The 12,100-nt window shown below is 54.3% G+C and carries 11 protein-coding genes; 5 read left to right on the top strand and 6 right to left on the bottom strand.

Going from position 1 to position 12,100, the window contains the following annotated elements:
* Positions 1-188 precede the first annotated feature (188 nt).
* The 5 genes from nirB (at position 189) to K2184_RS21980 (ending at position 5,999) form a co-directional block, all read left to right on the top strand.
* Positions 189-2,732: an NADPH-nitrite reductase large subunit gene (gene nirB / locus K2184_RS22000; RefSeq protein ID WP_023321705.1), complete on the top strand. Its 2,544-nt coding sequence runs from the start codon at positions 189-191 to the stop codon at positions 2,730-2,732.
* Positions 2,729-3,055 (top strand): nitrite reductase small subunit NirD, encoded by a 327-nt coding sequence (nirD, locus tag K2184_RS21995; protein WP_004106426.1) that lies wholly within the window; start codon positions 2,729-2,731, stop codon positions 3,053-3,055. Before nirB ends, nirD begins: the two co-directional genes overlap by 4 nt.
* Before the next feature lie 138 nt (positions 3,056-3,193).
* A complete protein-coding gene (gene nirC / locus K2184_RS21990) occupies positions 3,194-4,000 on the top strand; it encodes a nitrite transporter NirC (RefSeq protein ID WP_023321706.1) in 807 nt (268 codons plus the stop codon).
* A 220-nt stretch (positions 4,001-4,220) separates the two neighbouring features.
* Complete coding sequence (cysG, locus tag K2184_RS21985) at positions 4,221-5,594, top strand: siroheme synthase CysG (RefSeq protein WP_004106431.1); 1,374 nt, start codon at positions 4,221-4,223, stop codon at positions 5,592-5,594.
* 231 nt (positions 5,595-5,825) lie between these two features.
* Complete coding sequence (locus K2184_RS21980) at positions 5,826-5,999, top strand: YhfL family protein (RefSeq protein ID WP_016810006.1); 174 nt, start codon at positions 5,826-5,828, stop codon at positions 5,997-5,999.
* 254 nt (positions 6,000-6,253) lie between these two features.
* Here the strand turns inward: K2184_RS21980 and trpS are convergent, their stop codons facing one another.
* From trpS to aroB, 6 genes are all read right to left on the bottom strand, one after another.
* Positions 6,254-7,258, bottom strand: a complete 1,005-nt coding sequence (gene trpS, locus K2184_RS21975) for a tryptophan--tRNA ligase (RefSeq protein WP_004106433.1) — start codon at positions 7,256-7,258, stop codon at positions 6,254-6,256.
* Positions 7,259-7,261: 3 nt separating this feature from the next.
* Positions 7,262-8,011, bottom strand: coding sequence for a phosphoglycolate phosphatase (gene gph, locus K2184_RS21970; RefSeq protein ID WP_004106435.1), 750 nt, complete (start codon positions 8,009-8,011; stop codon positions 7,262-7,264).
* Positions 8,004-8,681 (bottom strand): ribulose-phosphate 3-epimerase, encoded by a 678-nt coding sequence (gene rpe / locus K2184_RS21965; RefSeq protein ID WP_004106437.1) that lies wholly within the window; start codon positions 8,679-8,681, stop codon positions 8,004-8,006. The genes gph and rpe overlap by 8 nt, the downstream gene beginning before the upstream one ends.
* Positions 8,682-8,698: 17 nt before the next feature.
* Complete coding sequence (gene dam, locus K2184_RS21960) at positions 8,699-9,526, bottom strand: adenine-specific DNA-methyltransferase (RefSeq protein ID WP_004106438.1); 828 nt, start codon at positions 9,524-9,526, stop codon at positions 8,699-8,701.
* Between the two features lie 78 nt (positions 9,527-9,604).
* Positions 9,605-10,915 (bottom strand): cell division protein DamX, encoded by a 1,311-nt coding sequence (damX, locus tag K2184_RS21955; protein ID WP_163525597.1) that lies wholly within the window; start codon positions 10,913-10,915, stop codon positions 9,605-9,607.
* Positions 10,916-10,999: 84 nt separating this feature from the next.
* Entirely contained in the window at positions 11,000-12,094 is a 1,095-nt protein-coding gene (gene aroB, locus K2184_RS21950; protein WP_004106440.1) for a 3-dehydroquinate synthase, read from the bottom strand.
* Positions 12,095-12,100: the final 6 nt, after the last annotated feature.

Genomic DNA, 12,100 nt, shown 5'->3' with positions numbered 1-12,100 from the left:
TCCGTTGCTAATTTTGTACATAAAAAAAGCAAAAAGGAAAAGCCAGCGTTTTCCGTCACTTATAAAAATACTGACAAATCATAAACATACCACTTAAGTAGTAGGTAAAGGTGTAATTGATTTGCATCAATAAGTGTCGCGGCTGAATCGTTAAGGTAGGCGGTAATATAAAAGAAATCGAGGCAAAAATGAGCAAAGTCAGACTCGCTATCATTGGTAATGGTATGGTCGGCCACCGCTTTATTGAGGACCTTCTTGATAAATCCGACGCCAGCCTGTTCGATATTACCGTCTTCTGTGAAGAACCCCGTATCGCCTACGACCGCGTACACCTCTCCTCCTACTTCTCTCACCATACTGCCGAAGAGCTCTCTTTGGTACGGGAAGGTTTCTACGAGAAGCACGGCGTTAAGGTACTGGTCGGTGAACGCGCCATTACCATCAACCGCCAGGAGAAGGTCATCCACTCCAGCGCAGGCCGTACCGTTTTCTATGACAAGCTGATTATGGCAACCGGCTCCTATCCGTGGATCCCGCCGATAAAAGGTTCTGAAACTCAGGACTGCTTTGTTTATCGCACTATTGAAGACCTGAACGCTATTGAAGCCTGCGCCCGTCGCAGCAAGCGCGGCGCCGTCGTCGGCGGCGGTCTGTTAGGCCTGGAAGCCGCTGGGGCGCTAAAAAACCTCGGCGTTGAAACCCACGTCATTGAATTCGCCCCCATGCTGATGGCGGAACAGCTGGATCAGATGGGCGGCGAACAGCTGCGCCGTAAGATTGAAAGCATGGGCGTGCGGGTGCACACCAGCAAAAATACCAAAGAGATTGTCCAGGAAGGACGCGAAGCGCGTAAAACCATGCGTTTTGCCGACGGCAGCGAGCTGGAAGTTGACTTCATCGTTTTCTCTACCGGTATCCGCCCGCGCGATAAGCTGGCCACCCAGTGCGGTCTGGAAGTCGCTCCACGCGGCGGCATTGTGATCAATGACGCCTGTCAGACTTCTGACCCGGATATCTACGCCATCGGGGAATGTGCCAGCTGGAATAACCGCGTTTATGGCCTGGTCGCCCCGGGCTATAAAATGGCCCAGGTTACCGTTGACCATATCCTGAAAACAGAAAACGCCTTTGAAGGCGCGGATCTGAGCGCCAAGCTAAAGCTGCTGGGCGTTGACGTCGGCGGGATTGGCGACGCTCACGGACGCACGCCAGGCGCGCGCAGCTACGTTTACCTCGACGAAAGCAAAGAGGTCTACAAACGCCTTATCGTCAGCCCTGACAACAAGACCCTGCTCGGCGCGGTGCTGGTGGGCGACACCAGCGATTACGGCAATCTGCTGCAGCTGGTGCTCAATGCGATCGAACTGCCGGAAAACCCGGACTCGCTGATCCTCCCGGCGCATGCGGGCAGCGGTAAGCCGTCAATTGGCGTGGATAAACTGCCGGACAGCGCACAAATTTGCTCCTGCTTTGACGTCACCAAAGGCGCATTGATTGCCGCTATTAATAAAGGCTGCCACACCGTGGCGGCGCTGAAAGCAGAAACCAAAGCCGGCACCGGCTGCGGCGGCTGTATCCCGCTGGTGACTCAGGTTCTCAACGCCGAACTGGCGAAACAGGGCATCGAAGTCAACAATAACCTGTGCGAGCACTTTGCGTACTCCCGTCAGGAACTGTTCCACCTCATCCGCGTGGAAGGCATCAAAACCTTTGAAGAGCTGCTGGCAAAACACGGTAAAGGCTACGGCTGTGAGGTTTGTAAACCGACCGTTGGCTCGCTGCTGGCCTCCTGCTGGAACGAATATATTCTGAAACCGCAGCACACCCCGCTGCAGGATACCAACGACAACTTCCTGGCCAATATCCAGAAAGACGGCACCTACTCCGTTATTCCCCGCTCTGCCGGCGGTGAAATCACCCCGGAAGGGCTGGTGGCGGTAGGCCGTATCGCTCGTGAATTTAACCTGTATACCAAGATCACCGGTTCCCAGCGTATCGGCCTGTTTGGCGCACAAAAAGACGATCTGCCGGAAATCTGGCGTCAGCTGATCGACGCGGGCTTCGAAACCGGTCACGCATACGCTAAGGCGCTGCGAATGGCGAAAACCTGCGTAGGCAGCACCTGGTGCCGCTACGGCGTGGGCGATAGCGTCGGCTTCGGCGTAGAGCTGGAAAACCGCTACAAAGGCATCCGTACGCCGCACAAAATGAAGTTTGGCGTCTCCGGCTGTACCCGCGAATGCGCGGAAGCTCAGGGTAAAGACGTCGGCATCATCGCCACGGAGAAAGGCTGGAACCTTTACGTCTGCGGTAACGGCGGTATGAAACCCCGCCACGCGGATCTGCTCGCAGCGGATCTGGATCGCGAAACATTAATGAAATATCTCGACCGCTTCATGATGTTCTATATCCGTACCGCCGACAAACTGACCCGTACCGCACCGTGGTTAGATAACCTGGAAGGCGGCATCGATTATCTGAAGTCGGTCATCATCGACGACAAGCTGGGACTGAACGAGCATCTGGAAGAAGAGATGGCTCGCCTGCGTGCAGCGGTAGTCTGCGAGTGGACAGAAACCGTTAACTCGCCAGCGGCCCAGGTACGCTTCAAACACTTTATCAACAGCGACAAGCGCGACCCTAACGTCCAGGTCGTGCCTGAGCGTGAGCAACATCGCCCGGCCACGCCGTACGAACGTATCCCGGTAACTCTGGTGGAGGAAAACGCATGAGCCAGTGGAAAAATATCTGCAAACTCGATGACATCCTGCCGGAAACCGGCGTCTGCGCGCTGTTAGGCGATAAACAAGTGGCGATTTTCCGCCCGTATCACGGTGACCAGGTGTTTGCGATTAGCAATATCGATCCGTTCTTCGAGTCCAGCGTCCTCTCTCGCGGCCTGATCGCCGAGCATCAGGGCGAGCTGTGGGTGGCCAGCCCGCTGAAAAAGCAGCGCTTCCGCCTGCGTGACGGCCTGTGTATGGAAGATGAAAGCCATTCGGTAGCGCACTATGAAGCCCGAGTGAAAGACGGCATCGTGCAGTTACGTGGTTAAGCAATTTAAGGGAGGCGCAACGCCTCCCTTTTTTTTAAATTTTTTACCTTCAATTGATGACACAACATCATCTGTGCTGCGTCGCGAAGGCTGCCAACCAGGAAGCAGCGCAAAGGATGAGGTGTTAAAGGAAATCCTATGTTTACGGACACAATAAACAAGTGCGCGGCCAACGCCGCCCGCATTGCGCGCCTTTCGGCCAATAATCCAATCAGCTTCTGGGTCAGCTCAATGATGGCGGGAGCCTATGTCGGCCTCGGCATCATTCTTATTTTTACCCTCGGCAACCTGCTCGATCCTGCGGTCCGCCCGCTGGTGATGGGCGCCACCTTTGGCATTGCGTTAACGCTGGTGATTATCGCCGGCTCTGAATTGTTCACCGGCCACACCATGTTCCTTACGCTGGGCGTGAAAGCGGGCACCATCAGCCAGAGTCAGATGTGGGCGATTCTGCCCCAGACCTGGATGGGTAATCTGCTGGGTTCGGTTTTCGTGGCGCTGCTGTATTGCTGGGGTAGCGGCAGCCTGCTGCCGGTCGATAGCAGCCTCGTGCATACCGTCGCGCTGGCAAAAACCAGCCAATCCGCGATGGCGCTCTTTTTCAAAGGCGCGCTGTGTAACTGGCTGGTGTGTCTGGCGATCTGGATGGCGATTCGTACCGAGGGCGCGGCCAAATTTATCGCCATCTGGTGGTGTCTACTGGCGTTTATCGCGTCCGGCTATGAGCACTCCGTCGCCAACATGACGCTTTTTGCCCTCTCCTGGTTTGGCCATCACAGCGATGCGTATACCCTTGCGGGAATAGGTCACAATTTGTTATGGGTAACACTCGGCAATACTTTGTCCGGTGTCGTATTTATGGGATTGGGTTATTGGTATGCTACGCCGAAATCGGAGCGCCCCGCCCCGGAAAAAACTAACGAGACTGAGAGTCTGGCTCAGTAGGCGTAATCGGTGAAGGCAGGTTGAACGCGGACAGCGCGAAACAACCGGAACGTACACGTAGTACGTGAGGATGATTCGCTACGCTCACCCTTCGGGCCGCCCTAAAGGGCGTTCAAAACTCGATGAATTTTGTGTGAGCACTGCCCAGGTTCAACCTGACAAATAAAATAGCCTGATAGCCAGATTCTAAGGCTGCTGCCAATAATTAAGAGGGAATGTCGTGGACCATTTGCCTATATTTTGCCAATTACGCGATCGTGACTGTTTGTTAGTCGGCGGCGGCGATGTGGCTGAACGTAAAGCTCGCCTGTTACTGGACGCTGGCGCCAGATTGACGGTTAATGCCCTGGATTTTGTGCCGCAATTCCAGGTATGGGCCGATGCAAACATGCTAACCCTGGTCCAGGGCGAGTTTAATCCTGCGCTGCTGGATAACTGCTGGCTGGCCATCGCTGCTACCGATAACGAAGCGGTTAATCAACAAGTCAGCGAATCAGCGGAAGAAAGGCGAATATTTTGCAACGTGGTCGATGCGCCTCAGCAAGCCAGCTTTATTATGCCGTCGATTATCGACCGTTCACCGCTGATGGTTGCCGTCTCTTCCGGCGGCACCTCGCCGGTGCTGGCGCGCCTGCTGCGCGAAAAGCTGGAGTCGGTTCTGCCATTACATTTAGGCCAGCTGGCCCACTATGCAGGTCAGCTGCGTTCAAGGGTGAAGAAGCAGTTTGCCACCGTCGGCGAGCGCCGACGCTTCTGGGAGAAGCTGTTTGTTAACGACAGGCTGGCGCAGTCGCTGGCCAACGAGGACCGCCAGGCCGTCGCGGACGCTACGGAGCAGCTGCTGACCGAGCCGCTGGACCATCGCGGCGAAGTGGTGCTGGTAGGCGCAGGTCCTGGCGACGCCGGACTGCTGACCCTCAAAGGCCTGCAGCAAATACAGCAGGCCGATGTAGTGGTTTATGACCGCCTGGTCTCCGACGACATCATGAATCTGGTGCGCCGCGATGCCGATCGGGTCTTCGTGGGAAAACGCTCGGGCTACCACTGCGTACCGCAGGAAGAGATTAACCAGATTCTGCTGCGCGAAGCCCAGGGTGGAAAACGCGTTGTTCGCCTGAAAGGTGGCGATCCGTTTATCTTTGGTCGCGGCGGCGAAGAGCTGGAAACTTTGTGTCATGCGGGTATTCCTTTCTCGGTAGTACCGGGAATTACCGCGGCCTCTGGCTGTTCCGCCTACTCCGGCATCCCCCTGACTCACCGGGATTTTGCCCAGGGCGTGCGCCTGGTCACCGGCCACCTTAAGACCGGCGGCGAACTGGACTGGGAAAACCTGGCGGTAGAGAAACAGACCCTGGTGTTCTACATGGGCCTGAACCAGGCTCCGGCGATCCGGGAAAAACTGATTGCCCACGGCATGGCGGCGGATATGCCCGCTGCCATCGTTGAGAACGGCACGGCGATAACCCAGAAGGTGGTCACCGGTACGTTAGAACAGCTGGATATTCTGGCGAAGCAAATGGCCAGCCCCGCGCTGATTATTGTCGGTCGCGTTGTCGGCCTGCGCGACAAGCTGAACTGGTTCTCAAATCACTAATCTTCCTGGCCCACTATTACCATTAATATTGGGCCATATTTTCTTTCAACATAATCTTGCCGCAAATATATTCCATAATATTTAAAAAGCAATTAAGTTAATTTAATCCTTGAAAATTTGACACCCAAAATAAAATCCTATTAAATCAAAAATAAGAAATGACTCAAAAGCCGTTTCTTATTAGCAATGGAAAGTCAAATATATTATATATCATACAACAGGGATTATCTTATGAAAAACATGCTCAGGTTCGCTGCATTAGCGGCAGTTCTCACGTCGCTCACTGCCTGCACCGGCCACATTGAAAACAAAAATAAAACATGCAGTTATGACTATCTCCTTCATCCTGCAATTTCTATTTCCAAGATGATAGGCGGCTGTGGACCCGCAGCAGATCAGAAATAAAATCTCAGGTCGGATTATTCCGGCCTTTTTATATGCGGCCTAAAAACCAGTACAATTAAGAAAGTCATGATTGTGTATGAGCGATACGAATAATGACATTTCGGGCTCGCTGCTTTCCGGCCAATCAACGAGTGCTCCTCGCTAGTAAATGCAGAGCGTTTACAGAACCACTGCATCATATGGCATCAGCGATTACCAATGAAAAAGCCGGATGTTTTGCACCCGGCTTTTATTGCTCAACCACCGTTAATCCATCAGGGTTTGGCGACGAAACCAATCGCTTCGTAAACCGCTTTCAGGGTCACGGAAGCGCGAGCGCTGGCTTTCTCTGCGCCCTCTTTCATGACCTGATTAAGGAAGGCTTCATCACCGCGGAATCGGTGATAGCGCTCCTGCAGTTCGGTCAGCATACCGGAAACGGCTTCTGCCACCTCGCCCTTCAGATGACCGTACATTTTGCCTTCAAAATGCTGCTCCAGCTCTGGAATGCTCTGACCGGTAACCGCAGAGAGAATATCCAGCAGGTTGGAAACACCCGCTTTGTTCTGGATGTCGTAGCGAACAACCGGCGGCTCGTCGGAGTCGGTGACCGCGCGTTTGATCTTCTTCACTACCGATTTCGGGTCTTCCAGCAGACCGATAACGTTGTTGCGGTTATCATCTGACTTGGACATCTTTTTGGTCGGCTCCAGCAGCGACATCACGCGCGCGCCGGATTTGGGAATAAACGGTTCCGGAACTTTAAACACGTCGCCATAGATAGCGTTGAAACGCTGGGCGACATCGCGGCTCAGTTCCAGGTGCTGCTTCTGGTCTTCGCCAACCGGGACCTGGTTAGTCTGATACAGCAGAATGTCGGCAGCCATCAATACCGGATAGTCAAACAGACCGGCGTTAATGTTTTCCGCATAGCGCGATGACTTGTCTTTAAACTGGGTCATACGGCTCAGTTCGCCGAAATAGGTGTAGCAGTTCAGCGCCCAGCCCAGCTGCGCATGCTCAGGCACGTGGGACTGAACAAAAATGGTGCTTTTTTTCGGGTCGATACCGCACGCCAGATACAGCGCAAGCGTATCCAGCGTCGCCTTACGCAGCTGCTGCGGATCCTGACGGACGGTAATCGCGTGCTGGTCAACGATGCAGTAAATGCAGTGGTAATCGTCCTGCATGTTTACCCACTGACGCAGCGCACCCATATAGTTGCCAATGGTCAATTCACCTGAGGGCTGTGCGCCACTAAAAACGATGGGCTTGGTCATTTTTTATTCCTGATTTTCACTGTACGGTAGCCCGAAAGCGGGCAAGAGTTCATTAAATTGGTCAAAGATATAATCCGGCTCACTCAACGAAATCGGCTCGCCGTAGTTGTAGCCGTAGGTCAATCCGATAGAGCAGCAGCCGGCGGCCTTCGCGGCCTGAATATCATTGCGCGAGTCGCCAACGAACAGCAGCTCTGCGGGAGCCAGCCCCAGTTTCTCCGCGACCATCAGCAGCGGTTCCGGGTGCGGTTTTTTGTTTTTTACGTCATCGCCGCCGATAACAACGGTAAAATATTTGGCGATATCCAGCGACGACAGTATTGGCGCGACAAACGGCGTTGGCTTATTGGTCACCAGCGCCAGCGGCAGGCCTTTTGCGTGCAGCGCGCCCAGCGTATCGGCAACGGCAGGAAACAAAAAGCTCCCCTCTTCCGCCACTTCGCCATAGTAGCGATCGAACAACTTGCGCAAAATGGCCTGTTGCTCAGCCTGCGGGATATCATCATGATCGACGGAAGGTTTGCCCTGCGCCGCTCTGAGCGTCGCGCGCTCCTGACGAGCCCAGGTCAGGGCCCGCTGGATGAGTACGTCAGCGCCGTTACCAATCCAGGTCACGACTCGCTCTTCGCCCGCCATCGGGAGTTCCAGCGCATACAGGGCGTTATCAACGGCAGCGGTCAATCCCGGCGCGCTGTCCACCAGCGTTCCGTCGAGATCAAACGCCACACCGCGAATGTTGTGTAACTTATCCATGGCTAACCTTTGCTAATTCACTACGCATTTGTTCAACGACTTTTTTGTAGTCCGGCTGATCGAAAATAGCCGAGCCGGCAACAAACATATCCGCACCGGCAGCAGCAATCTCAGCGATGTTGCTCACTTTTACACCGCCATCCACTTCCAGACGGATGTCGTAGCCGGATTCATCAATGCGACGACGAACTTCACGCAGTTTATCCAGGGTATGCGGAATAAAGGACTGACCACCAAAGCCAGGGTTGACGGACATCAACAGAATGACATCCAGCTTATCCATCACGTAATCGAGGTAGCTCAGGGAGGTCGCCGGGTTAAATACCAGGCCGGCTTTACAGCCGTGCTCTTTGATAAGCTGCAGCGTACGGTCAACGTGTTCGGAAGCTTCCGGATGGAAAGTAATGATGCTGGCGCCCGCGGCGGCAAAATCAGGGATGATGCGGTCAACCGGCTTGACCATCAAATGCACATCAATCGGCGCGGTGATACCGTAATTTCGCAGTGATTTCAGCACCATCGGACCAATAGTCAGATTCGGCACGTAGTGGTTGTCCATCACGTCAAAGTGCACAACATCCGCACCCGCAGCCAACGCATTGGCGGTATCCTCGCCCAGACGGGCAAAATCAGCCGACAGAATCGAAGGGGCAATCAAATACTGCTTCATCCGCATCTCCTTGAAATTTATTTGGTCTTGGGCGGACGGTACAGAGCCAGAAGCTCGTCCACCTTCTTACGTGTACCACCGTTACTGCTGATGCTGCGTCGAACCTTCACAATATGCGTCTCAGCGGCGTTTTTATACCACTCCTGAGTGAGCGGCGTGCGATGGTTGGAAATCAGCACTGGAATACGCTTTTTCATCAGCGATTCCGCTTTTTTAGCCAGCAGCTCCTGCTGCTCCTGGCTAAAGCTATTCGTATGATAGGCCGTGAAGTTAGCCGTTGACGACAGCGGCGCATAGGGCGGATCGCAGTAAACAACGGAACGGTGATCTGCCCGCTTCATGCACTCTTCATAAGATTCACAATGAAACTCGGCATGCTGCGCCTTCTCCGCGAAATGATACAGTTCAGCTTCGGGAAAATAGGGCTTTTTATAACGGCCAAAGGGCACGTTGAACTCCCCGCGCAGGTTGTAGCGACACAGACCATTGTAGCCATGACGGTTCAGATACAGGAACAGCACCGCGCGGCGCAGCGGCTCTTGGCTCTGGTTAAACTCGTCGCGAAACAGATAATACTGTTCAGCAACGTTGTTCTCAGGCGTAAACATCTCTCGCGCCGCCGCAACGTACTCATCGGTTTGCAGTTTGACGATGTTATACAGATCGATCAAATCACTATTGATATCAGCGAGGATATAACGAGAAAAGTCGGTATTAAGAAATACCGACCCGGCGCCCACGAAAGGCTCAATCAAGCAGTCGCCCTGCGGCAAGTGCTTTTTAATATCATCAAGCAGGGGGTATTTGCCCCCTGCCCATTTCAGAAAAGCGCGATTCTTTTTCATGCTGCCTAACTAATTACACATTCTCCGGCTGTGGAGAAAGCTCCGACAGCATCCAGCGCTTCAGACTACACTGCGGCATTATTTCAGGTCAGACTGAACCTGATGCAGCGGTTTTGCCCACGGATTTTTCGCCTGTACATCTGCTGGCAGCGTAGCAACGGCACGTTTCGCTTCATCTTTTGAAGCGTAAATACCGCTCACCAGCACATACCAGGGCTGACCGTTACGCGTAGTCTCGTAGACAACATATTTCTCCAGCTTCTCTTTCTTCGCCCAACTGTTAAGGTTGTTGTAGTTAGAAGAGCTGCTGAGCTGCAGCGTATAGTGGCCGGACGGCGCAGACTTCATCGAACCAACATCGCCAGCGCTTTTACCCGTAGTCGCCGCTGTTGCTGCCGGAGCGGCAGCTGCAGTCGCAGCCGGAGCAGTAGATGCTGTCGCGGTGGTCGCCGCAGGAGCGGTAGTCGCAGCCGGTTTAGCCTGTGCAGTAGCGGTAGGCTTAGTGGTCGGCTGAGTTTTTGCCGGGGTCGTAGCGGCGACGCTTTCTGTACGCTTAGGCTGAACCGGAACCTGTTTCGGCTGCGTCGGCGCTTTCGCCGTGGCCTGCGGTTTTGGTTCGATAACCGTATGCTTACGCTCAGCCGGACGCGGCGCTGCCGCCGTCTGACGCTCGGTAGTGGCCTGACGCGGGGCGGCGCCATTGCGCAGCGGCGCAACGGTAGCAGGTTCTGTAGGCAGAGTAGAGTTGGCTACCGCGCTATCAATTTGCCCCTGCTGCTGGGTCAGCGCGTTATTCAGGTCACCCTGAACCTCAACGCGCTGCTGCCCTTGTGGTTCAGCCGTCGCCTGCCCTTGAGTCGGGTTAGACGCGATGGGCGGCAGAGAGACATCCTGCGATTGCGCGTTGTTTGCCGCAGAGGAGTCCTGGGCCGCTGGCTGGGTATTATTGTCCTGATCTCCGGACAAGTTGATGCTCTTCTCGCCGGAAGCGGTTTGCTCGTTGGATGAGGATGGTGATTTCAGCGCGGAACCAACGCCAACGATCAGCAGCAGCAGAACGAGGATGCCCACGCCCATCATGATGTACTGACGGGAGGCCGGTTTTGCCGGCGCTTTCTTACGCTTACGCGGACGACGCTCAACCTGACGCTCTTCGTCATCGCCTTCGTCAGACTCTACTTCTTCTTCGTACTCTTCATACTGCTCTTCATCGCGCTCACGGCGTGCTTTGCTGCCGCGCGTCGGGCGACCATCGTCAGCATCATCAAGATCGACATCATCAAAATTGATTTGCGGATCGGCATCACGCTCTGAAGACTGACGAGAACGACCAGTACGACGATCGCTGCGATCGGCTTTCATATCGTCTTCTGGTTTTAATTCATCCATTTAACACCCCACTAAAAGGCTTATGCTCACGACTATTGCATGTCACCCGAAATGATAACGCCGCGCGAACGCGGCCAGACCTTCTTATTGTTGCGCCTGCTGAGTATCAGCAATCGCGCCAAGAACAACATCATGCGGTACTCCGCCGCGTATCTCGCTCTTCCCTATCGCGAGGGGTAGCACCAGCCGCATCTCGCCTGCCAGTACTTTTTTATCACGCATCATGTGGGGCAAATACGCGTCAGCTGTCATCTCCTGCGGCCCGCACACCGGCAGGCCTGCACGTTGCAGCAGATGGATAATTCGCTGCGTATCCTGCGGATTAAACCGCCCCAAACGCTCGGACGCATGCGCCGCCATCACCATACCGGCAGCAACCGCTTCACCATGTAACCAATTACCGTAGCCCATTTCAGCTTCGATAGCATGACCAAAAGTATGGCCAAGATTGAGTAAAGCACGTAACCCGGTTTCGCGCTCGTCGGCAGCGACAACTTCAGCTTTCAGCTCACAACAGCGACGGATACAGTACGCCATCGCTTTTTCATCCAGCGCCATCAGTGCATCAATATTATTTTCCAGCCAGTCGAAAAATTCGCCGTCAAGAATCACGCCGTACTTGATCACTTCAGCCAGACCGGAAGAGAGCTCACGCTTCGGCAGCGTTTTAAGACAGTTGAGATCGACAACAACGGAAACTGGCTGCCAGAAGGCGCCAATCATGTTTTTACCGAGAGGGTGGTTGACGGCCGTTTTGCCGCCCACCGAAGAGTCCACCTGCGACAGCAGAGTGGTAGGAACCTGAATAAAGCGCACGCCACGCTGGTAGCTGGCGGCGGCAAATCCGGTTAAATCACCGATCACCCCACCGCCGAGCGCCACTAGCGTCGTGTCGCGGCCGTGTGGTTTTTGCAATAGCGCGGTAAAAACAGTATCCATCACCGCCAGGCTTTTAAACTGCTCGCCGTCGGGAAGAATCACGCTATCGACTTTTACTCCCGCTTGCTCAAGTACGGAGCGTACGGTATCCAGATAAAGCGGCGCCAGCGTTTCATTGGTGACCAGCATAACCTGATCGCCTGATTTCAGTGGCAGGAAGGAAGCTGGATCGTTAAACAAACCAGCCGCGATGGTAATCGGGTAACTACGTTCCCCGAGGGTTACAGTAAGCCTCTCCATAACGCG

The sequence above is a fragment of the Klebsiella sp. K5-306 genome (assembly GCF_051835185.1).
GTDB lineage: Bacteria > Pseudomonadota > Gammaproteobacteria > Enterobacterales > Enterobacteriaceae > Klebsiella > Klebsiella oxytoca.
This window is presented reverse-complemented; position numbering and strand designations above follow the sequence as displayed.

Excerpts from the sequence above, each read along its gene's own strand:
- nirB (WP_023321705.1), top strand. The coding sequence starts at position 189 with ATGAGCAAAGTCAGACTCGCTATCATTGGTAATGGTATGGTCGGCCAC.
- nirD (WP_004106426.1), top strand. The coding sequence starts at position 2,729 with ATGAGCCAGTGGAAAAATATCTGCAAACTCGATGACATCCTGCCGGAA.
- nirC (WP_023321706.1), top strand. The coding sequence starts at position 3,194 with ATGTTTACGGACACAATAAACAAGTGCGCGGCCAACGCCGCCCGCATT.
- K2184_RS21980 (WP_016810006.1), top strand. The coding sequence starts at position 5,826 with ATGAAAAACATGCTCAGGTTCGCTGCATTAGCGGCAGTTCTCACGTCG.
- trpS (WP_004106433.1), bottom strand. The coding sequence starts at position 7,258 with ATGACCAAGCCCATCGTTTTTAGTGGCGCACAGCCCTCAGGTGAATTG.
- gph (WP_004106435.1), bottom strand. The coding sequence starts at position 8,011 with ATGGATAAGTTACACAACATTCGCGGTGTGGCGTTTGATCTCGACGGA.
- rpe (WP_004106437.1), bottom strand. The coding sequence starts at position 8,681 with ATGAAGCAGTATTTGATTGCCCCTTCGATTCTGTCGGCTGATTTTGCC.
- dam (WP_004106438.1), bottom strand. The coding sequence starts at position 9,526 with ATGAAAAAGAATCGCGCTTTTCTGAAATGGGCAGGGGGCAAATACCCC.
- damX (WP_163525597.1), bottom strand. The coding sequence starts at position 10,915 with ATGGATGAATTAAAACCAGAAGACGATATGAAAGCCGATCGCAGCGAT.
- aroB (WP_004106440.1), bottom strand. The coding sequence starts at position 12,094 with ATGGAGAGGCTTACTGTAACCCTCGGGGAACGTAGTTACCCGATTACC.